The organism is Shinella sp. GW835-FHT14H05 (assembly GCF_058793575.1).
Genome location: NZ_JBXAFY010000002.1, coordinates 107,435 through 132,366, shown reverse-complemented (window position 1 = coordinate 132,366; position 24,932 = coordinate 107,435). Strand labels below are relative to the sequence as shown.

The window sequence follows — 24,932 nt, the reverse complement described above, 5'->3', positions numbered from 1 at the left end:
TCCCCGCGCGACCGGATACGGCTTGGGGCGCATTGCACCCGGTCGTCGGTATCTCCCGTCAGCGGGCTGGCGGGAGAATGGTGGTGCGTTCGCGGCAGCGCGCGAGTGCTCCGTGCAGGATGCGCCGGGCGCGATAGGCGTTGATCGGCACCGGCTGGTTGTTCAGGTGAACCCAGTCCAGCCGCCGGTCGATATCCTTGATGGCGCGTGCGAGACGCTGGGTGGGTGTCGGGTCGTTGGTCAGACGCTTGGTTGTCTGCATTGGCATGAATGGTACCTCGAATCGCTGCTCCGTCATGGAGCGGCGCCAAATTACCCCGCCATCGCGAACGTCCCACCTACCGTCGATTGCGGGCGGCGACAGGGTGCGCGAAGGATGAACGAAAACCTGCCGTTTTTATTAAAATTGTCTCGAATAGGGATCGTGCGGCGCGACCTTGCCCCGGGACGAGACGGGCAGGCGTTGCGCACTGGCGCGCGCAGTCTTCGGTGCGGAATAGGGTGCACGTCAGACGCGAAAGCCTGCAACGCCGTGCCTTTGGCGACGTGTCAGGCCTTGAGCGCCCTTGCCGGGCTGAGCCGCAGCGTCAGGAGCGCCGGCAGGATGGAGACCAGCATCGCCAGCGCGATGAACCAGACCGCGAGCGAAATATCCTCGCGTGCGAATTCCACGGGCATGCGCACCGCAGTCGTGGCGGTCAGCGAAGCGGAGATGAGCTGCGCGCCGGCATAGCCGATGACGATGCCCAGCACGAAGCCGGCGAGGAACAGCAGGAGCAGTTCGCCCCAGACGATGGCCACGACCGAGCGCCGCGGCGCACCGAAGGCCCTGAGCGCGCCGATCTGCCGCTGGCGCGCGCCGACATGCATGATGGTGACGAGCAGGATGGCCGCGATGACGATGACCTGCGTGCCGATGGCGATTGCGAGAAGCAGGCTGCGCGCATCGCCGAGCGTGGCGTAGAGGCGCGTCAGCACCTCGGCGGGAAAGACGGCGAGCGTCGTCTCGCCGCGATATTCCTGGCGCAGGCGATAGGCATCGGCGATAGTCTTCGGCTTGACCAGCACGGCGGGAAGGCCCGGCATCTCGGCGTCGAACTGCTCGTCGATGGCGGCATCGGCGTCGACAGGCGCATGCTCGTGATCGTGCTCTTCCGCGGCGGCGGCCTCCGGCGTCTCGCCGGCGTGGTGGTGATCATGGTCGTGCCCGCCCGCCATGCCGTGCAATTGCCAGACGGCGCGGATCGGCACGAGGATCGCCCGGTCCCACGCGGTGCCCGTAGGCGCCATGCGGCCGCTCACCTTGTAGACGATCTCGGTATGGGTCTCGCCGCCGATATCGGCAAGGCCGTGCATCGGCTTGATCTCGGCACCGAGTTGCTTGGGCACATCCGAACCGACCACCGCATCGCCGAGCCTCGCAAAGAGCGTGCCTTCCGCAAGTTTCGGCGACAGGGCGGAGATGAGCGCCGTCGTCGTGCCGACGACCGGGTGGCCGGCCTCGGAATCGCCGAAGCCGACGGGCGCGGCGAATTCGACGCGTGGATCCGCAGCAAGCTTCGACAACACCGCGCCGGACATCAGCGGCAAGGGCGAGGGCTGGAGGAAGACGGCGGAAAGGGCAAGCTGCGTCTCGCTGCCGGCGGCGCCGACGAGGAGGTCGAACTTTTCGGCCGCACGCGCGCTGCCGAGCCGCACGGCGCGCTCCTGCAGCGTGACGGTAACGCTGAGCGCCACGGACAGCGCGATCAGCACGATGACCGCAAGCGCACCGCCCTTGAAGCGGCGCAGATCTGCGAGAATGAAGTTCATCATGCCGCGATTTTCTCCCCGCTGTCTTCAACGATGCGGCCGCCGTCCAGCGCGATTCGCCGGTCGAGCCGTTCCGTCAGCGCCGGATCGTGGGTAACGACGACGAGCGTCGCCTTTTCTTCGCGGGACAGCCGCACGAGGAGATCGGCCACCTCTTCGCCGGTCTTGCGGTCGAGGCTGGCGGTCGGCTCGTCGGCGACGATCGCGCCGGGCTTCGACAGAAGCGCGCGGGCGACCGCGACGCGCTGCATCTCACCGCGAGACAGCGTCTCGATATGCTGGCCGGGGCGGGCGATGCCGGTGGTTTCAAGCAGGAACAGCGCGCGTTCGCGCTCGGCGGGCGTGAGGCGGCGGGCAAGCCGGACCGGCAGCACGACGTTCTCGAAGGCGGAAAGCCCGGGAAAAAGATGAAAATCCTGCATAACGAGGCCGATATGCGCGGCGCGAAAGGCATCGCGGCGCCCGACCGGCAGGCGGGTAATATCCGTGCCGCCCCAGGACACGGTGCCGCTCGTTGCGGTTTCGAGCCCGGTCACGGCATTGACCAGCGTGCTCTTGCCCGAGCCGGAGGCGCCGGTGATCGCGAGGCGCCCGCCGGAGGGAAGGTGAAGCCGGTCGATCGCCAGCACCGGCGCATCGAGGCCGCGAAAGCGCATCTCCAGGCCGGAAATATCGAGTTCAAGCATGCTCATGCCGTGTTGAACGCAGCTTCGCGCAGGCGCAACTGGCTGACGAAGCCGGTATCCGGATCGATCCACGAGCCGTATTCGAGCACGCCCTGCGCCTCGATCGGCGCATTGAACTGCACGAAGGTCTGTTTGCGCGCGAGGTAGACGACGAGGATATTGTCCGGCCAGTCGGCATCCGACGAGCAGAACGGGCAGAGCGACATCGGGATTTCCGTCAGCACGAAGAAGTCCGCTTCCGCCTTCAGGGGCGGGGCCATGAAGCCCTTGACGGTGACTTCCTGGCCGGCAAGGCGCTTCACCTTGTCGGAGAATTCGAGGCCGAGGATACCGAATTTCTTGTAGAGCTCGCCGAAGCCGAGCGTGTCGCTGGCGAGGGCCGGACGCGCGAGGGCGAGAGTGGGCAGGGCCGCCAGTGCGCAGAGCATTCGCCGCCTGTTGAAAAATGCGGGGTGCGTTTCCGTCATGGCATGCTTCCTTCTGTCAACGGCAATGCGGGCAGGCGGCGCGAGGCCGCCTGCCCGTCAAGGGATGAAGCCCCCTTATTCCTTCGGCGCGCCGAGGGCGAAAGCGTCGACCAGCACGCGGTAGACGTCGCTCTGTTCCATGTAGCCGCGGAAGCCTTCCGAGCCGGGGCCGATCGCCTGGAGCACGATGTCGTCGACGGCGTGCACGCCGGTGTCGCCGTCCTTCGGGATATTGCCCTGCACGAAGACCGCGCCGGGAACGTCCTTGTAGGCTTCGTTGGCGACATATTCCTTCGCCTCGTTCTGCACGGCCGGAACGAACGGGCCGTCGAGCTTCGGACGGAAGGTCTCGTAGTGGTCCGGGCCGTTGTTGGCCGACAGGAACAGGCGGCGCGAGACGTCGATGCGATCCGGGTAACCGTCGCCGTTCTTGTCTTCGTAGTTCGGGAAGCCGGCCTCGTCATAGGTGCCGACCTTCTGGCGCATTTCATCGCCCGGCTTCTCGTCATCGACCGTGCCGATGATGCCGACGCCGTGGGTGTGGTCACCCGTGACGACGATCAGCGTGTCGGGGTTGGAGGCTGCGAATTCGCGGGCAACGCCGACGGCCTTGTCGAATTCGATCGTCTCGACGAGTGCGCGGTCCCAGTCGAGCGGATGGCTCATCTTGTCGACCGATGCGGCTTCGACGACGAGGAAGAAGCCTTCCGGGTTCTTCGACAGCTTGTCGAGCGCGACCTTGGTCATCTCGACGAGGCCGGGCTGGTTTGGGAACTTGTCGACGGTGCCCTTCTTGAGGAATTCACGGTCGAGCGTCACGTCCAGGTTAGCGGTATGGAAAAGACCGAGCAGCTTATCCTGGTTCGAACCGCTGAGGGCAGCGAGTTCCGTCTTGTCGGTTGCAAGCGCGTAACCGGCATTCTTGAATTCAGCGATATAGTCCTTGTCGTCCTTGCGCTTGGAGCCGGGCGTGTCCTTGCCGAGGAAATAGACCGAGCCGCCGCCGAACAGCACGTCCGGCTTGACGTCGAACAGCATGCCGACGATCTGTTCCTTGTCGGCGCGCTTGCGGGTGTGCGAGACGACGGCGGCCGGCGTCGCGTCTTCGACTTCCGAGGTGGTGACGATGCCGATTGACTTCGTCGTCGTGCGGCGGAGCGCCTCGGCGATCGTCTCGACCTTCGGGTCGTCCAGGCTTGCCGGTGTGCGGTCGGCATAGACGCCGAGCGCGTTGACGCGCGACTTGTGGCCGGTCATGTAGGCCGACATGGTGTTGGCGCTGTCGGTGGCGATCGAGTGCGTCGAGGACGTGCCGATGAAGGCGACCGGCGGGATGTCATCCATGGCGAGGCGGCCGTTTGCCTTGCCCTCGGTCATGCCCTTGGACATGATGCGGGCACCTGTCCGGTGGGCGACGGACAGGCCGTCGGCGACCAGGAAGATGATGTTTTTGGCCTTCGCCTCGGTAGCGGTGCCGTAAACGTCCCAGTTGACCGACTTTGTCTCGCTGCCGGCCGTCACTTCGACCTTGTAGTCGCCGGCGGTGGCGATCGTCAGGCCGCGCAGCGTCAGCGCGGAGCCGAGAACCTTGTCCTCGGCGCCCTTTTCTTCCGCGACGAATTCAGCCTTCTTGCCGAAGACGGCCTCATAGTCCTGGCCGTTGACGGTGACCTTCACATCTTCCGGCTTCACGACGGCGTCGAACTCGACCTTGAAGTCGAAGGGGGAGCCGACGAGGATGGTGGCGCGATCGATCGGGTAGACGGTCGCGGCATTGGCGGCGCCGGCGAGGACCGTAGCCGATGCCAGGGCGAGGAGGAGTTTGCGCATGGGAGAGCCTCTCTTGAGCGGTGTGTTACCTCCTCCGCATAGGAAACTCACATGACACGCGTATTACCGAGCCGTCCTAAACCCCTTACCTCGTCACACGCCGCCGCTCAGATGCCGCCCATGCAGAGATATTTCATCTCCAGATAGTCCTCCAGTCCGTGGCGCGAACCTTCGCGGCCCATGCCGGATTGTTTCATGCCGCCGAAGGGCGCCGCCTCGGAGGACATGCGGCCGGTATTGATGCCGACCATGCCGTATTCCAGGGCTTCCGCGACCCGCCAGACCCGGCTGAGGTTGGACGCATAGAAATAGGCGGCGAGGCCGTAGATCGTGTCGTTGGCTTCGCGCACGACCTGGGTGGCATCGTCGAAGCGGATGATGGGGGCGAGCGGCCCGAAGGTTTCCTCCTGCGCCACGCGCATGTCGCGGGTGATGCCGGTGAGCACGGTCGGCGCGAAGAACGTGCCGTCGCCGTCGATCCGCCGGCCGCCGCAGCGCACGCTGCCGCCCTTGTCGAGCGCATCGGCGACATGGCCCTCGATCTTGGCGAGCGCGCGTGTATCGATCAGCGGGCCGATCGCGACATCGGGCTGAAAGCCGTCGCCGACCGAAAGCGTCTGCACCCGCTCGATGAATTTCCGGGCGAATTCGTCGTGAACGCCGGATTGCACATAGAGACGGTTCGCCGAGACGCAGGTCTGGCCGGCATTGCGGAATTTTGCCTGGATCGCGCCGTCCACGGCGGCATCGACATCCGCGTCGTCGAAGACGATGAAGGGCGCATTGCCGCCGAGCTCCAGGCTGAGCTTCTTCACCTGGTCGGAACATTGCCGCATGAGCAGGCGGCCGACCTCGGTGGAGCCGGTGAAGCTGATCTTGCGCACGGCCGGGTGGGTGCAGAGTTCGCGGCCGACCGCATCGCCTTCCGAAGCATAGATCAGGTTGACCACGCCCGGCGGAAAACCTGCCTCATGGGCAAGCGCGAACATGGCGCCCGCCACCAGCGGCGTCTGCTCCGCGGGCTTCAGCACGACGGCGCAACCGGCCGCCAACGCCGGCGAAATCTTGCGCGCCACCATGGAGGCCGGGAAATTCCACGGCGTGATCGCACCCACCACGCCGATCGGCTGCTTGATGACCAGCATGCGACGATCCAGCGACGGTGCCGCGATCGTCTCGCCATAGATGCGGTTGGCTTCCTCGGCATACCATTGCAGATAGGCGGCGGCGTGGGAGACTTCGGATTTCGCCTCCGCCAGCGGCTTGCCCATCTCGGCCGTCAGGATGGCGGCAAGGTCATCCGTGTGCAGGACGATCAACTGGTGCCAGCGCCAGAGCATGTCCGAACGGTCGCGGGCGGTCAGCCCCGCCCATTCGGGCTGGGCAACGGCGGCGCGGTCGATCGCAGCCCGGGTTTCCGCGACGCCCATGTCGGGCAGTTCCGCCAGCAATTCGCCGGTCGAGGGATTGAAGACCTCGAATGTGCGCTCGCTCGCCGGACTGACCAGCCAGGACGCGGTTACGATGGTTTCGAAGGGTTTTGGGTCCTTCAGCCGCCGGATAAGGGTCTGTGACAGGGCCAATTCGCTTCTCCTCTCGAATCCAGGGACGATTCTTCCCTTTCTTCGAGAGCTACAGGCGAATTGCGGGCCAAACAATGCTTGCATCGGCAGGATTGCCGACGCTGTGACAAAGGGCGCGCGTTCAGCGCTTGCGGACGATCGCGATCCACGAAAAACCGCGATGCAGCCGCTTCTCCTCGCTGCGTCCGCCATGGGCAGTGGCAAGCTCCGCGGCCATCTCGAAGAGATCGTCGCGCGGCGTCACATGGTGCCATCCGAGCCACTTGGTCACGCCTTTGCGGAACCAGCCGGGCAGGCCGCGCATGTCGCCGAAATCGGCGATGTGCAGTTCGCCGCCGGGGGCAAGCCGATTGGTGGCCTCAGCCATGACCTTCTGCCATTGCGGGATCATCGACACGGCATAGGAAATGAAGATGCGGTCATAGCTCTGTTCGCCGAAGAGCGCTCGCGGGTCGAAGCTGGCGGCGTCGGCCCGCGCCAGCCGCACCCGGTCCTTCAGGCCAGCGTCGGCAACGGCCTTTTCCGCCGCGCTCAGCATCTCCTGCGAAATGTCGATGCCGTGGAACCGGCTTTCCGGATAGAGCGCCGCCGCCTTCACCAGATTGCGCCCGGTGCCGCAGCCGATCTCCAGCACGGAACTGCTCGGCAGCGGGCGAAGGCCGGCAAGCATCGGGTCGCGGCCGAGCAGGTAATATTTGCGCGTCGCGTCGTAGATGCCGAACCGCCGCTGCCAGCGGTAGATGCGGTCCATCAGCAGGGCGTGGTCGGAAACGGCGTTCATCCCGCTCACCCCTTGAACTCGTAGAGGTGGAAGCCGCCGTAGATCGACGAGCGATCCTTGTCGTGCAGCGCGCGCGATTCCGCCTCGTGATAGGTCCAGCGGCCGAGAAGGGTCTCGTCGAGGCGGCCGGGCAGCAGGCTTTCGGCAGGCGCGGTGCGGAAGACGACGCGCGCGCCGGGGGTCGCCGTGCGGGTAATCTCAGTCCACAAGCCGTTGAGCTGGGCGTCGGTCATCCAGTCCTGCGCATCGAGCAGGATGAAGCGGTCGACGGACTGCGGGGCCTTTGCCGCGAGGAATTCGGTGAGCGAGGTGTTGGTGATGGAAATGCGCGAGGCACGGCTGCGCACCGCCTCGAAATTCTGCCGGGAGAGGTAGGGCGGGAGCGGCGCAAGCTCTCCGCTGCCGTAACCGCGCCCGAAGGCCTGCCAGGCAAAGTAGTTTTCCGACAGCGGGAAGCCGCAGGCGAGCTTTTCGACGCGTTGGCGCAGGATCGTCGCCATGTCGCTGCCGGCGCCCGAAAGCGCTTCATATTGCTGCGGCGGGATGCCGAGGCCGAACAGCGACGTCTTTCGCGTCGTCGCCCAGCGGATCAGCCGTTTTTCGAAAAGCGGCGCCAGCGTCTCGTCGAAGAAGCGCTTCTGGTCCTCGATCGTGCGGGCCTGGAGCAGGTCGCGCGGATCTGCGCCGTAGAGCCGCGCCATCTTGTGGCCGAGGCCGATGAAGCCGCCGAGCAGGCCGTGGCGATAAAGCCGGCGGTGGAAGATCGAGATGCGGCGGCGTCCGGTGACGGTGCGGCTTTCCCAATAATCGCGGGTCTCTTCGTCGAGATGCGGGCGCAGGTAGAGCCGGTAGGCGTCGAGGTTGCGCTTGTCGTCGCCCCGGCCGTAGAAGCGGTAGAAGGTCTCGTAGTCCGGCAGGTGCGCTGCGGCTGCGAACTTCAGGCGGTTGAAGGCGACGTGGGCCGGATTGAGATCCACCGCTTCGATGCGGGCCGGGTCGGCGACGAGATAGGACAAGGCGTTGCAGCCGCCGGACGCGATGGTGACGATGCTGTTGCCCGGTTCGATCCTGAGCGCGGCCATGTCGACGTCCGGGTCTTCCCAGATCTGCGCATAGACGAGATTGCGGAACAGTCGCGAGAAGACATATTCGGACATGCCCGAGGGCGAGAGCAGCGGATTGCGGCGAACGGCGCGGTTGAGGCGCTTGCCGACGCCACCCTTGAGGGCCGGGGCCGGTGAGGTGGCGGTGGGGGCGATTGTCTCGATCATCTGGGCACGTTTCCTACGCTGGAGTGTCCGTCATCACCCGTCGCCGCGGCAGGACCGGAAGGCGGCGAAGTGCTCATGCCTCCTGCGGGGAAGGACGATGATCGAGACCGCGCAATCGATGCGCTGAGCCCCTTGTTTGAGTCGTCACAATCGCCTGATGGCATGGGGCAGCGTTTCAACAGATCGCCATGACACGCGCATGACATCCGGCGAGGATGTCCACAGGGCCGCGCGGGCGCTGATGCCCGACGGTCGCGAAGGATCAACTTCCGCGAGCGGCAGTTGTCGGCCGCCGAAAAAATGTGCAGGCGGCGAGGCGATGCCCCAGTCCCGACACGATCGACGTTTCTACAAGGCCGGACTGATTGATTTTACAATGTTACGGCAATGTGCGGCCCTTAATACGGGACGCGATCTGCCCCATGCCTAGGCCTGTTGCGGGCAAAAACTCTAAAGCAAGACGGATTTCATGAGCGAGCGCACCATCCACAACTCAGAAAACTCCATGCCCGTCCGCAGACTGTCCTGGTCAAGCGCAATCCGCATCGCCTGCCTGGCGGGATGGATCGCTGCGGGAGCGGCACAGGCGCAGGAGGCTGCGAAGCCGACGATGGAGCTCGCGCAGGTCGACATCACCAAGGTCGAACCGCATGATATCGCAAGCGAAGTCCGCATTGCCGGCTCGCTCACCCCGATCCGCCGCTCGACGCTTGCCGCGCGGGTCGCCTCGACGATCGTCGAGCTGCCGGTCAAGGTCGGCGACGTGGTGAAGGCGGGCGACCTGCTCATCCGCTTCGACAAGATGGCGCTAGAATCCACGTTGACCGTTCGCCAGGCCTCGGCGGAGGCGATGCGCGCGCAGCTTGAGCTTGCCGAATCCGTCCAGCGACGCACGGCCGCTCTCGGCGAGCGCGGCGCCTCCTCGGAGGCCGCTCAGCTCGAAGCCCAGGCGAATGTCGCCAACCTCCAGGCGCAGATCCGGTCGAAGCAGGCCGAGATCGCGGATGCCGAGCGCGACCTCGCCAATGCCGAGGTCCGCGCTGCCTTCGACGGCGTGATCGCCTCGCGCCCGGTCGAGCAGGACCAGACGGTCGGGCTCAACACCGAGCTCATGACCATCGTCGACCTCAGCAAGATGGAGGTCGATGCCGGCGTACCGACCAGCCGCATCCCGATGGTGAGCATCGGCCAGCCCGTCGAACTGAACGTCGAGGGTTTTCCCGACCGGACCTTCTCCGGCAAGGTCACACGAATCTCGCCGACGGCTGTCGCGGGCTCGCGCGCGGTCCGGGTGTTTCTGGCGATCGATAATGACGACGGTATCCTCAAGGGCGGCATGTTCACGACCGGCATCCTGAAGGTCGACGAGCGCAAGAATATCATCGCGCTGCCAAATTCGGCGATCCGCACCGACCAGGCGGGCAGCTTCGTGCTGAAGGTGCAGGACGGCGTGCTACGCCGCCAGCCGGTGCAGCTCGGCACGGCCTGGACGGATCGCAGCCTCGTGGAAGTGTCGGGGCTTGAAGCCGGCGAAATCGTCGTCTCCGCGCCGCTGCCGGCGCTCGAGGCCGACATGCCCGTCGTCGTCGAGGGGCTGTAAGCCATGTTCCTCACGCGTATCAGCGTCAAATATCCCGTCTTCGCGACGATGATGATGGTGACGATCCTGGTGATCGGGCTGTTTTCCTATTCGCGCCTCGGCGTCGACCAGTTCCCCGAAACTGACCTGCCGATCGTCGTCGTCACGGCGACCTATACGGGCGCCTCGCCCTCGACGGTCGAAAGCGAGGTGTCGCGGCCGATCGAATCCGCGCTGAACACCATCGGCGGCATCGACACGATCATCTCCGAATCCTATGAGGGCCGCTCGGTCGTCGTCGTGCAGTTCGAGCTCGATGTGGATTCGCAGGTTGCCGCCCAGGAGGTCCGTGACCGCGTGGCGCGGCTGGAGGCAGGTTTTCCGGATGCCGTGGACACGCCGCAGGTCACCCGCTTCAATCCGGATGACGCGCCGATCCTGTCGATCGCGGCCTCCTCGTCGAAACGCTCGCTTTCGGAAATCACCACGCTCGCCAACCGCGTCATCACCAACCGGCTGAGCGTGATTGCCGGCGTCGGCCAGATCTCGCTGGTCGGCGGCAGCGAGCGGCAGGTGCTGGTGATGGTCGATCCGGATCGGCTGGAAGCCTATGGCATCGCCGTCACATCGGTGATGGACGCCATCCGCAAGGAGAACCAGGACCGCGCCGCCGGCACGCTGATTTCCGGCATCAATCAGCGCATCGTCACCGTCGAGGGCCGCATTCCCGACGTTGCCGGCTTCAACGGCATCATCGTGGCGCAGAGCGGCGGATATCCGGTCTATCTCTCCGATGTGGCGACCGTGCTCGATGTCGGCGCCGAAGTGACGAGCCGGGCGACCTATCAGGGCGCGCCGTCGCTCGGGCTCGATATCGTCAAGGTCCAGGGCGCCAACACCGTGGAAGTGGCGTCGGAACTGCGCAAGGAGATCGCCGCGCTCAATGTCGAGCTCGCCCCGGAAGGGGTCGAGCTGAAGGTGACGCGCGACAATTCCCGCCCGATCGCCGCGCAGGTGCAGGAGGTGCAGCGCACGCTGATCGAGGGCGGCGTGCTCACCGTCGTCATTGTGTTCCTGTTCCTGAATTCCTGGCGCTCGACGGTCATCACCGGGCTGACGCTGCCGATCTCGGTGATCGGCACCTTTGCCGTCATCTATGCGCTCGGCTTCACGCTCAACACCATGACCCTGATGGCGCTATCGCTCTCGATCGGCATCCTGATCGACGACGCGATCGTCGTGCGCGAGAACATCACCCGCCACCTGCATATGGGCAAGAACCATGTGGATGCGGCGCTCGACGGCACGAACGAGATCGGCCTTGCCGTTCTCGCTACGACGCTGTCGATCGTCGCGGTGTTCCTGCCGGTCGCCTTCATGGGCGGCCTGATCGGCCGGTTCTTCCTGCAATTCGGGGTTACGGTCGCCGTCGCCGTGCTGATCTCGCTGTTCATTTCCTTCACGCTCGATCCGATGCTGTCGAGCGTCTGGTATGATCCGCAATCGGAACAGAACGCCAAGCGCGGGCCGCTCGGGCGGCTGATCGCCCGTTTCGACCGCTGGTTCGAGCGCCTTGCGGACCGCTACCGCCGGCTGATCCACTGGACGTTCCGCTTTCGCAAGAGCACGGTCTTCGTCGTGGTTGCGATGTTCGTCGCAAGCCTGATGCTCGTGCCGCGCATCGGCGCGGAATTTCTGCCGCCGGCCGACCAGGGCGAGGTCTCCATTGCGCTGAAGGCGACCGAGGGCGCTTCGCTGGATTATATGGCGGCGAAGGTCAGCCAGGTCGAGCGGGCACTGCGCGAATTCGATTACGTCGAGACGATCTACTCCACCGTGAATTCCGGCGGTGCGCGCGGCTTCAACGAAGCGTCGGTCGCGGTACAGCTCAAGCCGAGCGACGAGCGCACGGTGACGACCGCCGAAAGCATAGAACCGATCCGCAAGCGGCTGGCCTCGATCGCCGGCCTCGAAATCTCGATCGGCCAGAATTCCGGCACGGGCTCCTCGGAAAAGCCGCTGCAACTCTCCGTCCTCGGTGATGGCGAGGAGGAACTGCGCCGGATTTCCACCGAGATCACCACGGCGCTTTCCGCAATCCCCGGTGCCACGGAAGTCGAATCCTCGATCGAGAACAAGCGCCCGACGCTTGCCGTGCGGATCCGGTCGGAAGCCGCGGCCGACCTAGACGTGTCGATCGCCACCATCGGCGACACGCTGCGCCCGCTTGTGGCCGGCGACGCCATCTCCGTCTGGAACGCGCCGGACGGCGAATCCTACGACGTCATGGTGCGCCTGCCGGCAACGGGCCGGCGTGACGCGGCGCAGCTTCGCGACCTCACGATCGCCACCGGCCGCACGGACGACGACGGCAAGCCGATCACCGTGCTGCTCGACCAGGTGGCGGACGTCATCGAGAGCACGGCGCCGGACGCCATCACGCGAAAAGACCTTTCGCGCGAGATCCGCATCGAGAGCAATATCGAGGGCCGCGCGCTCGGCGACGTGACGGCCGACCTCAACGCGGCGATCGCCAAGATGCAGATCCCGGCCGGCTACCGCATCAGCTTCGGCGGCGACGCCGAAAACCTTGAAGAGAGCTTCGGTTACGCGCTCCAGTCGCTCGCGCTCGCCGTCATCTTCATCTACATCATCCTGGCCTCGCAATTCGGCTCGTTCATCCAGCCCATCGCCATCATGATGACGCTGCCGCTCTCGCTGATCGGCGTGCTGATCGGGCTGCTCGTCACCGGCTCGACGCTCAACATGTTCTCGATCATCGGTTTCATCATGCTGATGGGCCTCGTCACCAAGAACGCCATCCTGCTCGTCGACTATTCCAACCAGGGACGGCAGGCCGGCAAGAGTCTTCAGGACAGTCTGGCCGATGCGGGCGCGGTGCGCCTTCGCCCCATCGTCATGACGACGTTGGCGATGATCTTCGGAATGCTGCCGATGGCGATCGGACTTGGAGAAGGCGGCGAGCAGCGTGCGCCGATGGCCCACGCCGTCATCGGCGGCCTGATTTCTTCGACGCTGCTGACGCTCGTCTTCGTGCCGGTCGTCCTGACCTTCCTCGACCCGCTTGGCGCACGCATCGCCGGATGGTTTCCGAAGGGGCCGAAGGAGCGACGCGAGGAGCAGGGGGCGTAAGGCGCTACAGGACGACGACGCGGTTGCCGGGGTTCGGGCCGGTCTTGAGGCGTGACAGTGCTTGAGGCAGCTCATCGAAACCGGCAACCTCGATGAGCTGCGGATCGAAGAGCCCCTCCGAGATGTGCTGCGCGATCTCGGTGCCGGCGGCGACAAGCCGTCCCCACTGACGATCGGAGGCGTGGGCGTGCATGGCGTTGAGGCCGACTTCGTGCAGCGAGATGGTCGTCGAGAAGGCGGGCAGCGGCGCGGTTTCCTGCCGATCCTGGATGCAGACGAGATGGCCGTTTGCCGTCAGCAGGGGAGCCAGGCTTGCCGCATGGGCGCCACTCACCATGTCGAATATGGCGTTGAGCGGCTGATACCTCGCGCGCTTTGCCCAGTCCTCCTTCCAGCCGTCGTGGCGATAATCGGTAACGGTTGCAGCGCCGAGGCGAAGCAGGCGGTCCGATTGGGATGCGGAGCCGACGGCGTGCACGACCCAGCCGCGCGCGCGGGCAAGCTGAAGCAGCGCACCGCCCACCGCACCGGAGGCGCCGGTCACCAGCACATGGGCGTCAGGCCAGAGCGCGACCTTGTCGATGGCTTGCCGGGCGGTAAGGCCGGGGCAGGGGATCGCCGCAGCGGCGGCAAAGGGCAGGGCGGCCGGTAGCGGGATGGCGGCGCGTGCCGGGATGACGGTGTATTCCGCGAAGGAGCCGGGCTTCAGGAGGTCGTTGTGATAGGTGACGCGCGTTCCCGCGGCGATATGGTGCACGCCGTCGCCCACTGCCTCGACCTCGCCGGCGCCGTCGACACCGGGAATATGCGGCCAGTCCCAGGCGTCGTGGCCCCAGAGGATGAATTTCCAGTCGACGGGGTTGAGGCCGATGGCGCGGTTGCGGACGAGCAATTCGCCCGGACCCGGCTCCGGCTTCGGTCGGTCGCGCAGTTGCAGGACTTCCGGATCACCGGTCTTGTCGTGAACCCAGGCTTTCATGTGCAGTCTCCTCAGCAGACCGAATAGCCGCCGTCGACGGGGATCATCGCGCCGGTGATGTAGGCGGCATCCTGCGACAGCAGGAAGCGAACGACGGAAGCGACTTCGGCAGGTTTCGCCCAGCGCCCCATGGGGATGCGGGCATTGATACGCTCGGCGCGCGCGGCGTCGGTGCGGGCTTTTTCGGAGATCTTCGTCTCGACCCAGCCTGGTGCGATGGAATTCACGCGGATGCCGCGGCCTGCCCAGGCCACTGCCTGCGAGCGCGTGACGGCGGCGACCGCGGCCTTGCTCGCCGTATAGGCGGGGGCGCCCGGCGAACCGAAGATCGCCCACATCGACGCGACATTGACGATGGCGCCACTGGCGGCTTCGAGCCTTTCGACGAGCGCATTGGCGAGTGCAAAGCCGGCGGTCAGGTTGACGCGCATGACCTGTTCGAAGGCCTCGGTTTCCCATTCCTGCTGGTGGCGCAGCATGCCGGCGCAATTGACCAACGCCGCGACCGGCCGCCCTGCCGGCAGGGTGGCGATGCTTGCCGCCGTGTCGGTAATATCGACGGTGTGGAACGCGATGTCGGCGGGCAAGTCATCGTCGCGGTCGAGACCCAGGGCGACCACCGCGTAGCCGTTTGCGGTCAGGAGTTCCGCGACGGCGCGGCCGATGCCGGTGCCGCCTCCGGTGACGACGGCGAGGGGCGTTTCCCGGTCATTCTGGGGCATTTCATCTTCCTCTTCGATTGGCGATGGCGGGGCGCATGGCGGCCTCCGCCTCGATGGTGAGCATCGCGTCGACCAGATCGGCGACGGTCAGCGTTTTCGGGAAATTGAGCATGTGCGGCACGGCGATCGACGCCTCCGCCACGGCCGTGAGCTGCGTTCGACCGATCTGCGCGGTGGTCAGGTCCGCGAGGCAAAGCGGTAGCCCTGCATGGCGGTAAAGCTCCACGAGTGCGTCGGGCATGGCCTCGCCCATCAGCCGGTGGTGCACGACGAGACCATAGGCGACCTGCAGGCCGTGCGGCTTGGCGTTGACGCCCGGCAGCAGCGGCAGACCGCGCGTCAACGCATGGGGCACGGACAGGCCGCCGCTTTCGAAGCCAAGGCCGGCCATCAGGATCATCCCCTCGACCGCGGCCTCGAAGGCCTCGGTTGGCTCGCCCGTGCCGGCAGCGTTGTAGGCCGCCCGGCCATGCGTCATCAGCGTGTCGTAGCAGGCCGTCGCGATCGTGCCGGCAAGCCGCGTCGGCCGGGCGCGGAACATGGTGAGGCCGCTGCTGGCGGCGCAGGCGAGCGCTTCGGCCTTCTTGGAGAGCGCGTCGCCCAGCCCGGCCGCGAACATCGCTTTCGGCGCGCCGGCCAGCAGCACCGTGTCGACGACCACGAAGTCCGGGTTACGGGCAAGATGCCGGACCTCCAGCAGCACGTCGTCCTCGTCATAGAGCACATAGTTCTTGCTCGTCGGCGCGTCGTTGGAAGCGACTGTGGGAATGGTGATCAGCCGCAGCCCCCGTGTATCGGCAAGCGCCTTGCCAGCATCGATCGCTCGCCCGCCGCCAGCCGCCAGCACGATTGCCGGCGCCGCATCGCCGAGCCTGGCTGCGAGGTCGTGGCCGGTTTCGGGGCCAAGCCGCCCCTCGAAGGGCAGCACCATCAGGGAAACGCCCCGCTGCTCACAGGAACGGCGGATCGTCTGTTCGACGAGGGGCAGGATGTGCATATCCGCCAGAAGTACCGCGCTTCGGCCGATCTGGGCCGCGAAGTCGCCGATGCGGTGGAGGATGCCGCGTCCCTGGACATAGCGTCCGGGCGCTCCGAAAACCTTGAGATCGGCGTCGAAAATGGTCAAAGGGGAATTCATGCTGGCGTCTCTATGGATATTTCATATATCATATATTATGTAGTCGAGCGCGCAAGCGCCTTCTTGTCGTTTTCGAGGATTCTCCCATGATTACCGGGCATACCCGCTTCGTCCCCCTGCTCGCCCATCCCTGCCGCCATGTGCGCACGCCGCCGCTGTTCAACGCCGAATGTGAACGGCAGCGGGAAGACATCGTCATGGTGCCGCTCGACGTCGTGCCGGAACGGCTGCCCGCCACCGTCGACAGTCTGCGGGCGATCGAAAACCTCGCCGGCATGGTGATCACCATTCCGCACAAGGGGCCAGTTGCCGCGCTGTGCGACCGTCTCGTCGGTGCGGCAGCCCTTGTCGGCGCCTGCAACATCGTTCGCCGGGAGAAGGACGGCAGCCTCACCGGCGGCATGTTCGACGGCGAGGGTTTTGTTGCCGGCCTTCTCCACCGTGGGCACGATCCCGCCGGCAAGCGCGTGTTGCTCGTCGGCGCCGGCGGTGCGGCGAGCGGTGTGGCGCATGCGCTGCTCGGCGCCGGCGTGGCCGGCCTGACGATCGCCAACCGGTCGCCTGAAAAGGCTGAAACCCTGGCGGGCCAGCTGCGTGGCCTCTTTGAAAACGCCCGCGTCGAGACCGGCCCGCCCGATCCCCGCGGCTTCGACATCGTCATCAACGGCACCGCGCTCGGCATGCATGCGGGCGATGCGCTGCCCGTCGATGTGGACCGGCTCGACGTGGGCACGGTCGTCGGCGAGGTGGTGATGCAGCCGGACGTGACGCCGCTTCTTGCCGCGGCAGAGGCGCGGGGCTGTGTCGTTCACAAGGGTATCCACATGATCGAGCAGCAGGTGCGCCTGCTCGTCGATTTCCTGAAATGAAAGAAGGCCCGCATCGCGCTTCGTGATGCGGGCCAGTTTCGCGTGCGGGAGGTTCACACGCGGCGTTTTGCCCGGGCGCCGATGCCCTGCATCAGCACGGCGAGGATGATGATGACGCCCTTGATGATCTGCTGCGGATAGGCCGGCACGCTCATCAGGTTCATGATGTTGCCGATCAGGCCGAGTATCAGCACGCCGATCATCGTGTTCGTCACCGTGCCCCGGCCGCCGGACAGCAACGCGCCGCCGATGACGCAGGCGGCGATCGCGTCGAGCTCTAGGCCGATGCCGGTGACCGGCGTGCCCACGGCGGTGCGGGCGGTGACGAAGATGCCGGCGAGGGCGGAGAGCGCGCCGCTCAGCGTGAAGGCGAGGAACTTGTAGCGCCAGACGGGCAAGCCTGCGAGGCGGACGGCATTCTCGTTGCTGCCGGTGGCGACGGTCAGTCGCCCCCAGTTTGTGCGCCGCAGCAGGAAGACAAAGAGCGCGATGACAACGAGCACGGCGAGCACCGGCCAGGGCAGGCCGATGCCGGGCAGGCCCTTGCTGCCAAAGCCGGTCAGGATCTGCGCGGTCGGCAAGTCGCGCGGAAAGCGCACCGGCTGGCCGTTCGACAGCATGTAGGCGAGGCCGCGTGCCATGGTCATCATGGCGAGCGTCGCGACGAAGGACGCCATGCCGAAGCCCGCCACGAGCGCGCCGTTGATGGCGCCGAGCAGCGCGCCGAAAAGAACACCGCCGAAGACACATATCAGCAGGGCCGTGACACCATCGAAGGGCAGCGCTGGCATTGCCATCGCCACGCCCATGCCGCCGATCGCCGCGATGGAACCGACCGAAAGGTCGATGCCGCCGGTGAGGATGACGAGCAGCATGCCGATCGAGACGAGGGCCAGGGGCGCCAGTTGCCGCAGCAGGTTGAAGAGGTTCTGCAGCGTCAGGAAGTGTTCCGACAGCAGCGTGGAGATCACCACAAGGGCGGCGAGCATGATGTAGATATTGTAGGTGACGAGAAGGGAAACGAGGCCAGGAGCCTTCGGATTAGTGGACATGCTTGCGCCCCATTGCCAGTTCGATGATGCCTTCCTCGGTGAGCTGTTCGCCGGCGAGTTCACCGGCAAGGCGGCCGGCGCGCATGACGATCACCCGATCGCACATGCCGATCAGCTCGAGCATTTCCGAGGAGACCATGACGATGGCGGCACCATTGGCCGCCAGCTCGTTGATGACGCGGTAGATCTCGACTTTCGCGCCGACATCGACGCCGCGCGTGGGCTCGTCGAGCAGCAGGATCTCGCAGCCCGAGACAAGCCACTTCATGATCGCGACCTTCTGCTGGTTGCCGCCGGACAGCGTGCCGGCCTCGGCGTCTATGCTCGCGGCCTTCAGGTTCAGCCGGCTGCGCAGGGCCTCGGTGTCGCCCCGCTCGCGCGCGTCGCGAATGAGGCCCCAAAGGCCGAGATGCGGATTGACCGGCGTCAGCATAGCGTTGTTGAGGATGGGCAAGTCGAGCAGGCAGCCCTGCTGCTTGCGATCCTCCGGCACGAGCCCGATGCCCGCCCGCACGGCGTCACCGGGCGAGCGGATGGTGCGAGGGCGCCCATCAATGCGGATTTCGCCGGCGGAGATGGGATCCGCGCCAAAAATCGCACGAAGCACTTCGGTCCGCCCGGCGCCGACAAGGCCGCCGATGCCCAGCACTTCGCCGCGGCGAACCGTGAAGCTGATGTCGGAGACCAGTCCGCCGGCTGCAAGCGCATCCACCTCTAGCGCCACTGGACCGGGGGTGATCTGCCGTTCGGGAAAAAAGTCCTTCAGCTCGCGGCCGATCATCAGGTTGACCAGTGTCGTGTGGTCGAGCGTGCCGGTTTCCCAGGTCCCGACGGTCGCGCCGTCCTTGAGCACGGTTACCCGGTCGCAGAGGCTGAAGATCTCGTCGAGACGGTGCGAGATGTAGACGATGCAGACGCCCTGGTCGCGCAGCCGCCGCACCAGGTCGAAGAGCTTTTCCGTCTCGTGCGTGGTCAGCACGGCCGTCGGTTCGTCGAGCACGAGGATGGAGCAGTCGCGCGACAGCGCCTTGCAGATTTCCACCACCTGCTGGCGCGCGATGGTGAGCCCGCCGGCAATCTCGCCGGGATCGATATCGTCGAAACCCATGCGGGCGAGCAGCTCGGCGGCGCGGGCATGCATGGCCCGCCGGTTGACGAACATGCCGTGTCCCAGCGTCTCGATCAGGATGTTTTCGGCAACCGTGAGGTCGCTTGCGAGCGAAAATTCCTGGTAGATGATCGAGACGCCGTTGCGGATCGCGTCCTGCGGGTTCGTTATGCTGACGGGTTCGCCGCCGATGCGGATCTCGCCGCCGTCGTGGCTATAGGCGCCGGCCAGGATCTTCATCAGGGTCGATTTGCCGGCGCCGTTTTCGCCCATCAGGGCATGCACTTCGCCCGCGCGTGCCGAAAATCCTGCGCCGCTGAGCGCGGCGATACCGCCGAATTCCTTCGAGATCTGCCGCATGTCCAGGCGATCCATGTCCTGCCTCCCTTTCATCGCGGCGGACCCCGCAAGGTCCGCCGCATCATCCCCGGTGCCGATCAGCTCTTGAGTTCGCCGATCGTCTTGAAGGCCGGGACCGTGTAGCGGAAGAACGGGTTCGCCGTGTCCGGATCGATGAACTGGTCGGCATTCTCCTTGGTCACGATCTGCGAGGGGTAGTAGGAGCCGAGCGGAAGGTTGTTGGCATCAAAACCCTTGTCGAAGATCTGGTTGATCAGGGTGATGACGCCTTCGCCGGTGTGCGAGCCGGAGCAAAGGCCGGTCACCAGCATGTCGCCCGACTTGACGAGATCGAGCGCGGTGCGGAAGCCGTCCGCGGCGTTCGCCACCTGGATCTTGCCCTTGAGGTCCTGGTTTTCCAGTGCGCGCAGCGCGCCCATGCCCATGAAGTCGTTTTCGGCGAGGATGATGTCGAGCTTAGAGGAATGTGCCGTCAGGATGTCTTCCGCCGCATCGAGGCCGCCTTCCTCCGTCCAGAAGCCGACGCCCATCGAGACGACGCTGAATTTAACCTCCGGATAGTCGAAGGCGCCGCCGGTCTTCAGTTCCTGGAACTTGTTGAAGCCGGCGAGCATGGCGTCTTCCTTGGAAAGGTTGAGGCCGAGCTGCTGGGAACGCTCGTAGATGATGCCGGTGATCATGCCGTTGACGCGGCTTTCCGACGTCGAATTGCCGACGGTGCCGAGGATCGCGGCCGCGGTGATCGGCTTGTCGGCGCCATAGTGCTGCGCGACGAAGCGCCCTGCCTCGAAACCGTTGCCGTAGGGGTTAAAGAGCACGGTCGTGACGATCGGGCTGTCATCCGGCACGGTGCCGAGCGCAATCACCGGAATGCCGGCATCGACGGCGCGTTGTGCATCGGCCGCGGCCGCCGCTAGGTCGGTCGGGTCGAGCACGATGACATCGACCTTCTTGGCGATGAAGGCGTCGATCTGCGCCGACGTCTTCGCCGGATCGCCATCGGCGACCTGCACGTCGAGCTCATAGCCGTATTCGGCAGCCTTGGCCTTCGCCGTGTCGATGACGCTGACGAACCAGGGATTGCCGAGCGTGATTTCGGTCCAGCCGATCACCAGCTTCTTGCTCGCATCGCGCGGGGTCGTCGGCAGCGCCTTGGCGACGTCCGAACGGTCGGCCATTTCCGGATCGATGACGCCGGAAAGGGCGGAATTCGGCAGCAGCTTGTAGATTTCGTGTTTTTCGGCGGCATTGGCGGTGCTGGTCATGATGGCCAGTGCGGCCGTGCACAGCATCAGCGATGCCGATTTCAAGAACGTCATGGTCTCTCTCCCTCAGTTGAAGTTGGATCGTCCGCTCCGGAAACCCGGAGCGGAATAACGCGCCCTCCCGGCGCGGGCCGTCAGCCGATGATGTCGCGGACGACGGATTCGATGCCGGCCTGGTCGAGCCGGTAATGGGCGTAGAGATGTGTCGGCGGGGCGATCAGCGCGTATTCGTCGCGGATACCGTGGCGCACCAGCCTCGCGGGGCCGCCTTCCTCCGCCAGCACTTCGGCCACGGCGGAGCCGAGGCCGCCGAGGATGTTGTGCTCCTCGATGGTCAGGATGACCTTGGAGCGCGCGGCGGCGGCGAGGATCGCGTCGCGGTCGATCGGCTTGACCGTCGCCATGTCGATGACGCCGACGCTGCGGCCTTCGGCGGCGAGTTTCTTCGCGACCTGCACCGATGGATGGACCGGCAGGCCGCAGGCAATGATGGTCACTTCCTCGCCCTGCGCATGCTCTACAGCCTTGCCGAAGACGAAATCGGCCTTGCTGTTATAGAGCTCCGGCTCGCGCCCACGACCGGTGCGGAAATAGATCGGCCGGTCATGGTCGACCGAGGCGCGGATCGCCGCTTCGAGCTGCGGGCCGTCCGCCGGTGAGACGATCGTCAGGTCGGCGATCGAGCGCATGGTGCCGATGTCTTCCGTCGCATGGTGCGAGGTGCCGTAGAAGCCCATGGCGATGCCGGTGTGGTGGCCGATCAGGCGCACCGGCAGGGCGCAATAAGCGACGTCCATGCGGATCTGTTCGCAGGTCAAAAGGCCGAGGAACGAGGCGAAGGTCGCGACGTAGGGCATCATGCCCGTGGTGGCGAGGCCGGCGGCGGCCGACACCATGTTCTGCTCGGAAATGCCGAAGCTGACATAGCGATCCGGATAGCGCGCGGCGAAGCGGTTGAGGCCGTTGGAATATTGCAGGTCGGCGGAGCCCGCGACGATCGGGTGGCCAGCCTCGGTGAGCGTGATCAGGCCGTTCGACAGGTGGTCGAGGCCGGGATTCTTCATGTTCAGTTCCCGGTAGTGCCAGGAATTCGGCGAGGTCGGTCGCAGATTGGCTTGGGTCATCTCAGATCACCTTGGACAGAATTTCTTGGCGCGCGGCTTCCGCGTCGACGGGGTCGAGATAACCGAGATGCCAGCCGGGCTCGGTTTCCATGTAGGAGACGCCTTTGCCCTTCAGCGTGCGCGCGATGATGCAGCAGGGTTTTTCGCGCGACGCATCGGCCTTGACCCGGCGCAGCAGCGCGGTGAGTTCGGCGATGTCGTGGCCGTCGACGACGTGCACCTCCCAACCGAAGGCCCGCCATTTCTCGTCGATCGGCTCGATGCCCATCACATCGTCCACCGCGCCGTCGAGCTGGTAGCCGTTGCGGTCGATGATCGCGACGAGCCGGTTGAGCTTGTGGTGGGCCGCGCCGATGGCGGCCTCCCAGACCTGGCCTTCCTGCATTTCACCGTCGCCGAGCATGACGAAGGTGGTGAAGTCGCGGCCCTGCATGCGGCCGCCCAGCGCCATGCCGAGGCCGTTGGACAGCGCATGGCCGATCGAGCCGGACGAGAAATCGACGCCCGGAACCTTGCGCATGTCGGGATGGTCGCCGAGCGGGTTGCCGAGACGGGTATAGCCGTTCAGCACCTCGGTCGGGATGTAGCCGAGTTCGGCGAGGATCGGGAACAGGCCGACGGCCGCATGGCCCTTGCCCATCACGAAGCGGTCGCGGTCGGGCCATTTCGGGTCTGCCGAGAGCGACATCACGTCATAGTAGAGCGCGGCGAAGATTTCGGCGGCGGAAAACACCGAGGTGTAGTGGCCCACCTTGGCGATCTCGATGAGCCGGATGGTCTCCAGGCGCACGAACTGCGCGCGGTCCCTGAGCCGCGCGATCTCGGCCTCCGTGGGTCGGTAATCGTTTCTCACTGGCTGCGTCACACGCTCCTCCCTTCCTGTGCCGATCCCGGCAACAACTCCTTGCGATGGGGCGAGATAACATGATATATGATATATGTCACTGACAAAAATGGAGGAGATGACGTGAATCTTGCACTGACACAGGCGGATGTGGCCGCGATCCGCAGCCGGATCGCCATCAAGGGCCAGGCCTTCATCGACGGCCGCTTCGTCGACGCGGCCTCCGGCGAGACGTTCGACGACATTTCGCCGCGCGACGGCAAGGCGATCGCGCGTGTCGCGTCGGGCGATGCGGAGGATGTCGATCGTGCGGTCAAGGCGGCGCGCCGGACGTTCGAGGCGGGGGACTGGCGCGACCGGTCGCCGAAGGAGCGCAAGAAGGTGCTCCAGCGTTTTGCCGCACTGTTCGAAAAGCACATGGACGAGCTTGCCGTGCTGGAAACGCTCGACATGGGCAAGCCGGTGTCCGAAAGCCGCAACATCGACGTGAACGTCGTGCTCGATACGCTGCAATGGTATGCCGAGTGCCCCGACAAGCTCTATGACGAGATCGCGCCCACCGGTCCCGGCCAGCTCGCCATGATCACCCGCGAGCCGATCGGCGTCGTCGGTGCGGTCGTGCCGTGGAATTTCCCGATGCTGATGGCGACGTGGAAATTTGCGCCGGCGCTCGCCATGGGCAATTCCGTCGTGCTGAAGCCGGCCGAACAATCGCCGCTGACGGCGATCCGCCTCGCGGAACTTGCCGCCGAAGCCGGCATTCCCGATGGCGTCTTCAACGTCGTGCCCGGCTTCGGCCCGACGGCCGGCAAGGCGCTCGGGCTGCATATGGACGTCGATTGCCTGGCGTTCACCGGCTCGGGCGAAGTCGGAAAGCTATTCCTGCAATATGCCGGCCAGTCGAACATGAAACGCGTCTTCCTCGAATGCGGCGGCAAGTCGCCGAACATCATTCTCGACGACGTGCCGGAATTGCGCGTCGCGGCGGAACGGGCGGCAACGGCGATCTGCTTCAACCAGGGCGAGGTCTGCGTGGCGCCGTCGCGGCTGATCCTCTCCAAGCGCATTCAGGAGCAGTTCCTCGACATCGTCGTCGAGACGGCGAAGTCGATCCGGCCGGGCGACCCGCTTGACCCCGCTACGAAGCTTGGTGCCCTTGTGGAAAGCGGCCATCGCGACCGAGTGGAGAGCTATATCGCCAAGGGCAAGGCGGAGGGTGCGCGGCTGGTTCTCGGCGGCGACCGGCCGGGCGATACGCCGGACGGCTATTACATCAACCCGACGATTTTTGCCGATGTGCGCAATGACATGACCATCGCGCAGGAGGAAATCTTCGGTCCCGTGCTGTCAACGATCACGGTCGAGGACGACGAGGAGGCCGTTCGCGTCGCCAACGACACGTCCTACGGTCTTGCGGCTGCCGTCTGGACGCGCGACCTGTCACGCGCGCACAAGATCGCCCGCAAGCTCAGGGCCGGCACGGTCTGGGTGAACTGCTACGACCACGGTGACGCGACCGTTCCCTTCGGCGGGTTCAAACAATCCGGCAACGGACGCGACAAGTCTCTGCACGCGCTCGACAAATACACGGAACTCAAGACGACGTGGATCGAGCTTTGACACTCACGGGGCGGCTTCGGCCGCCCCTTTCGCCTCAAGCCAGTCGACCATCACGACGCCCACGCCGATATCGGCCTGGATGGCGCGGCGCGCGCTTTCTGGGTCGCGGGCCGCCAGTGCGCGCAGCACGTCGTAATGGCCATGTTTGCCGCTGACGAGCACGCGGGGAGGGGTGTGCAGGTGGTAGAGATGGATGAGCGGTCCCATCTGCGCCCACATGCCTTCGATGGTCGAATAGAGCATCGGCATTTCCGCCGCTTCCGCCAGCTTGAAGTGAAATTCGCGGTTGATATGAGAGGCTTCGAGCGGATCGGTGGCGGCGGTCTTGGCAAAATCGGCGTGTAGCGCCTCAAGGACTGCCAAGTCCTTTGCCGATATCTTGATGGCCGCCTGAGCCGCCGCTTCGCCCTCCAGATGATGGCGGATCAGCTGGATTTCGCGCAGTTCGGAAGCCGTGAGGCTGCGGACCTGGATGGAGGTTGCGGCCCGCATCTCCAGCGCCCGCTCGGTGACGAGGCGGAAGATCGCCTCGCGCACCGGCGTGATGGAGACGCCGAGCTGGTCGGCGAGGCTGGCGATCGTCAGCCGCTCACCGGGCTCGTAGCGGCCGTCCATCAGGGATGCGCGAATGGTGCCGTAGACCTGCTCGGAGAGATTTCCCTTGTTGATTTTCGGCAGCTGGCTCATGC

Annotated in this window: 21 protein-coding genes; 4 read left to right on the top strand and 17 right to left on the bottom strand. The window is 65.5% G+C overall.

Annotation, left to right across the window (positions count from 1 at the left end):
• Positions 1 to 58: 58 nt before the first annotated feature.
• The 8 genes from AC1Q6Z_RS08045 to AC1Q6Z_RS08010 form a co-directional block, all read right to left on the bottom strand.
• On the bottom strand, positions 59 to 268 hold the full coding sequence (locus tag AC1Q6Z_RS08045; protein ID WP_435264905.1) for a hypothetical protein: 210 nt from the start codon (positions 266 to 268) through the stop codon (positions 59 to 61).
• A 281-nt stretch (positions 269 to 549) separates the two neighbouring features.
• The gene (locus AC1Q6Z_RS08040; RefSeq protein ID WP_492647363.1) at positions 550 to 1,815 is read right to left on the bottom strand and encodes an ABC transporter permease; all 1,266 of its coding nucleotides are present in this window, start codon (positions 1,813 to 1,815) and stop codon (positions 550 to 552) included.
• Complete coding sequence (locus AC1Q6Z_RS08035) at positions 1,812 to 2,498, bottom strand: ABC transporter ATP-binding protein (protein ID WP_492647843.1); 687 nt, start codon at positions 2,496 to 2,498, stop codon at positions 1,812 to 1,814. Before AC1Q6Z_RS08035 ends, AC1Q6Z_RS08040 begins: the two co-directional genes overlap by 4 nt.
• A 2-nt stretch (positions 2,499 to 2,500) precedes the next feature.
• Entirely contained in the window at positions 2,501 to 2,965 is a 465-nt protein-coding gene (locus AC1Q6Z_RS08030) for a hypothetical protein (RefSeq protein ID WP_256114570.1), read from the bottom strand.
• A 75-nt stretch (positions 2,966 to 3,040) separates the two neighbouring features.
• Positions 3,041 to 4,795 (bottom strand): alkaline phosphatase, encoded by a 1,755-nt coding sequence (locus AC1Q6Z_RS08025; RefSeq protein ID WP_492647362.1) that lies wholly within the window; start codon positions 4,793 to 4,795, stop codon positions 3,041 to 3,043.
• Positions 4,796 to 4,902: 107 nt separating this feature from the next.
• On the bottom strand, positions 4,903 to 6,378 hold the full coding sequence (locus tag AC1Q6Z_RS08020) for an NAD-dependent succinate-semialdehyde dehydrogenase (protein ID WP_492647361.1): 1,476 nt from the start codon (positions 6,376 to 6,378) through the stop codon (positions 4,903 to 4,905).
• A 121-nt stretch (positions 6,379 to 6,499) separates the two neighbouring features.
• On the bottom strand, positions 6,500 to 7,159 hold the full coding sequence (locus AC1Q6Z_RS08015; protein ID WP_492647360.1) for a class I SAM-dependent methyltransferase: 660 nt from the start codon (positions 7,157 to 7,159) through the stop codon (positions 6,500 to 6,502).
• A 5-nt stretch (positions 7,160 to 7,164) separates the two neighbouring features.
• The gene (locus AC1Q6Z_RS08010; protein ID WP_492647359.1) at positions 7,165 to 8,430 is read right to left on the bottom strand and encodes a BtaA family protein; all 1,266 of its coding nucleotides are present in this window, start codon (positions 8,428 to 8,430) and stop codon (positions 7,165 to 7,167) included.
• A gap of 505 nt (positions 8,431 to 8,935) precedes the next feature.
• On the opposite strand from AC1Q6Z_RS08010, the gene AC1Q6Z_RS08005 reads away from it, so the two are divergent.
• Entirely contained in the window at positions 8,936 to 10,030 is a 1,095-nt protein-coding gene (locus AC1Q6Z_RS08005; protein ID WP_492647358.1) for an efflux RND transporter periplasmic adaptor subunit, read from the top strand.
• Positions 10,031 to 10,033: 3 nt separating this feature from the next.
• Positions 10,034 to 13,162, top strand: coding sequence for an efflux RND transporter permease subunit (locus tag AC1Q6Z_RS08000; RefSeq protein WP_492647357.1), 3,129 nt, complete (start codon positions 10,034 to 10,036; stop codon positions 13,160 to 13,162).
• A 4-nt stretch (positions 13,163 to 13,166) separates the two neighbouring features.
• On the opposite strand, the gene AC1Q6Z_RS07995 is transcribed toward AC1Q6Z_RS08000, so the two are convergent.
• From AC1Q6Z_RS07995 to AC1Q6Z_RS07985, 3 genes are read right to left on the bottom strand one after another with little or no spacing between them, the layout of a single operon-like run.
• A complete protein-coding gene (locus tag AC1Q6Z_RS07995; protein WP_492647356.1) occupies positions 13,167 to 14,141 on the bottom strand; it encodes an alcohol dehydrogenase catalytic domain-containing protein in 975 nt (324 codons plus the stop codon).
• A gap of 11 nt (positions 14,142 to 14,152) precedes the next feature.
• Entirely contained in the window at positions 14,153 to 14,863 is a 711-nt protein-coding gene (locus AC1Q6Z_RS07990; protein ID WP_492647355.1) for an SDR family NAD(P)-dependent oxidoreductase, read from the bottom strand.
• 1 nt (position 14,864) lies between these two features.
• Positions 14,865 to 16,001: a glycerol dehydrogenase gene (locus AC1Q6Z_RS07985; protein WP_492647354.1), complete on the bottom strand. Its 1,137-nt coding sequence runs from the start codon at positions 15,999 to 16,001 to the stop codon at positions 14,865 to 14,867.
• Positions 16,002 to 16,087: 86 nt separating this feature from the next.
• Between AC1Q6Z_RS07985 and AC1Q6Z_RS07980 the strand changes: the two genes are divergently transcribed.
• Positions 16,088 to 16,870 (top strand): shikimate dehydrogenase family protein, encoded by a 783-nt coding sequence (locus tag AC1Q6Z_RS07980; RefSeq protein WP_492647353.1) that lies wholly within the window; start codon positions 16,088 to 16,090, stop codon positions 16,868 to 16,870.
• A 53-nt stretch (positions 16,871 to 16,923) separates the two neighbouring features.
• Here AC1Q6Z_RS07980 and AC1Q6Z_RS07975 read toward each other — a convergent pair whose 3' ends face one another.
• The 5 genes from AC1Q6Z_RS07975 to AC1Q6Z_RS07955 all read right to left on the bottom strand — a co-directional run bounded on the left by AC1Q6Z_RS07975 (position 16,924) and on the right by AC1Q6Z_RS07955 (position 22,644).
• Positions 16,924 to 17,922 carry an ABC transporter permease gene (locus AC1Q6Z_RS07975; protein ID WP_492647352.1) on the bottom strand — a complete coding sequence of 333 codons (999 nt, stop codon included), beginning with the start codon at positions 17,920 to 17,922 and terminating at the stop codon, positions 16,924 to 16,926.
• Complete coding sequence (locus AC1Q6Z_RS07970; protein ID WP_492647351.1) at positions 17,912 to 19,405, bottom strand: sugar ABC transporter ATP-binding protein; 1,494 nt, start codon at positions 19,403 to 19,405, stop codon at positions 17,912 to 17,914. Before AC1Q6Z_RS07970 ends, AC1Q6Z_RS07975 begins: the two co-directional genes overlap by 11 nt.
• A 62-nt stretch (positions 19,406 to 19,467) precedes the next feature.
• Positions 19,468 to 20,709 (bottom strand): sugar ABC transporter substrate-binding protein, encoded by a 1,242-nt coding sequence (locus tag AC1Q6Z_RS07965; protein WP_492647350.1) that lies wholly within the window; start codon positions 20,707 to 20,709, stop codon positions 19,468 to 19,470.
• 80 nt (positions 20,710 to 20,789) lie between these two features.
• Positions 20,790 to 21,779, bottom strand: coding sequence for a transketolase family protein (locus AC1Q6Z_RS07960; protein ID WP_435264921.1), 990 nt, complete (start codon positions 21,777 to 21,779; stop codon positions 20,790 to 20,792).
• Position 21,780: 1 nt separating this feature from the next.
• A complete protein-coding gene (locus AC1Q6Z_RS07955) occupies positions 21,781 to 22,644 on the bottom strand; it encodes a transketolase (RefSeq protein WP_492647349.1) in 864 nt (287 codons plus the stop codon).
• A gap of 66 nt (positions 22,645 to 22,710) precedes the next feature.
• On the opposite strand from AC1Q6Z_RS07955, the gene AC1Q6Z_RS07950 reads away from it, so the two are divergent.
• Entirely contained in the window at positions 22,711 to 24,243 is a 1,533-nt protein-coding gene (locus tag AC1Q6Z_RS07950; RefSeq protein ID WP_492647348.1) for an aldehyde dehydrogenase, read from the top strand.
• A gap of 3 nt (positions 24,244 to 24,246) precedes the next feature.
• Here AC1Q6Z_RS07950 and AC1Q6Z_RS07945 read toward each other — a convergent pair whose 3' ends face one another.
• Positions 24,247 to 24,930 carry a GntR family transcriptional regulator gene (locus AC1Q6Z_RS07945; protein ID WP_492647347.1) on the bottom strand — a complete coding sequence of 228 codons (684 nt, stop codon included), beginning with the start codon at positions 24,928 to 24,930 and terminating at the stop codon, positions 24,247 to 24,249.
• Between the last annotated feature and the right edge of the window lie 2 nt (positions 24,931 to 24,932).

Excerpts from the sequence above, each read along its gene's own strand:
- AC1Q6Z_RS08045 (WP_435264905.1), bottom strand. The coding sequence starts at position 268 with ATGCCAATGCAGACAACCAAGCGTCTGACCAACGACCCGACACCCACC.
- AC1Q6Z_RS08040 (WP_492647363.1), bottom strand. The coding sequence starts at position 1,815 with ATGATGAACTTCATTCTCGCAGATCTGCGCCGCTTCAAGGGCGGTGCG.
- AC1Q6Z_RS08035 (WP_492647843.1), bottom strand. The coding sequence starts at position 2,498 with ATGCTTGAACTCGATATTTCCGGCCTGGAGATGCGCTTTCGCGGCCTC.
- AC1Q6Z_RS08030 (WP_256114570.1), bottom strand. The coding sequence starts at position 2,965 with ATGACGGAAACGCACCCCGCATTTTTCAACAGGCGGCGAATGCTCTGC.
- AC1Q6Z_RS08025 (WP_492647362.1), bottom strand. The coding sequence starts at position 4,795 with ATGCGCAAACTCCTCCTCGCCCTGGCATCGGCTACGGTCCTCGCCGGC.
- AC1Q6Z_RS08015 (WP_492647360.1), bottom strand. The coding sequence starts at position 7,159 with ATGAACGCCGTTTCCGACCACGCCCTGCTGATGGACCGCATCTACCGC.
- AC1Q6Z_RS08010 (WP_492647359.1), bottom strand. The coding sequence starts at position 8,430 with ATGATCGAGACAATCGCCCCCACCGCCACCTCACCGGCCCCGGCCCTC.
- AC1Q6Z_RS08005 (WP_492647358.1), top strand. The coding sequence starts at position 8,936 with ATGCCCGTCCGCAGACTGTCCTGGTCAAGCGCAATCCGCATCGCCTGC.
- AC1Q6Z_RS08000 (WP_492647357.1), top strand. The coding sequence starts at position 10,034 with ATGTTCCTCACGCGTATCAGCGTCAAATATCCCGTCTTCGCGACGATG.
- AC1Q6Z_RS07995 (WP_492647356.1), bottom strand. The coding sequence starts at position 14,141 with ATGAAAGCCTGGGTTCACGACAAGACCGGTGATCCGGAAGTCCTGCAA.
- AC1Q6Z_RS07990 (WP_492647355.1), bottom strand. The coding sequence starts at position 14,863 with ATGCCCCAGAATGACCGGGAAACGCCCCTCGCCGTCGTCACCGGAGGC.
- AC1Q6Z_RS07985 (WP_492647354.1), bottom strand. The coding sequence starts at position 16,001 with ATGAATTCCCCTTTGACCATTTTCGACGCCGATCTCAAGGTTTTCGGA.
- AC1Q6Z_RS07980 (WP_492647353.1), top strand. The coding sequence starts at position 16,088 with ATGATTACCGGGCATACCCGCTTCGTCCCCCTGCTCGCCCATCCCTGC.
- AC1Q6Z_RS07975 (WP_492647352.1), bottom strand. The coding sequence starts at position 17,922 with ATGTCCACTAATCCGAAGGCTCCTGGCCTCGTTTCCCTTCTCGTCACC.
- AC1Q6Z_RS07970 (WP_492647351.1), bottom strand. The coding sequence starts at position 19,405 with ATGGATCGCCTGGACATGCGGCAGATCTCGAAGGAATTCGGCGGTATC.
- AC1Q6Z_RS07965 (WP_492647350.1), bottom strand. The coding sequence starts at position 20,709 with ATGACGTTCTTGAAATCGGCATCGCTGATGCTGTGCACGGCCGCACTG.
- AC1Q6Z_RS07960 (WP_435264921.1), bottom strand. The coding sequence starts at position 21,779 with ATGACCCAAGCCAATCTGCGACCGACCTCGCCGAATTCCTGGCACTAC.
- AC1Q6Z_RS07950 (WP_492647348.1), top strand. The coding sequence starts at position 22,711 with ATGATATATGTCACTGACAAAAATGGAGGAGATGACGTGAATCTTGCA.
- AC1Q6Z_RS07945 (WP_492647347.1), bottom strand. The coding sequence starts at position 24,930 with ATGAGCCAGCTGCCGAAAATCAACAAGGGAAATCTCTCCGAGCAGGTC.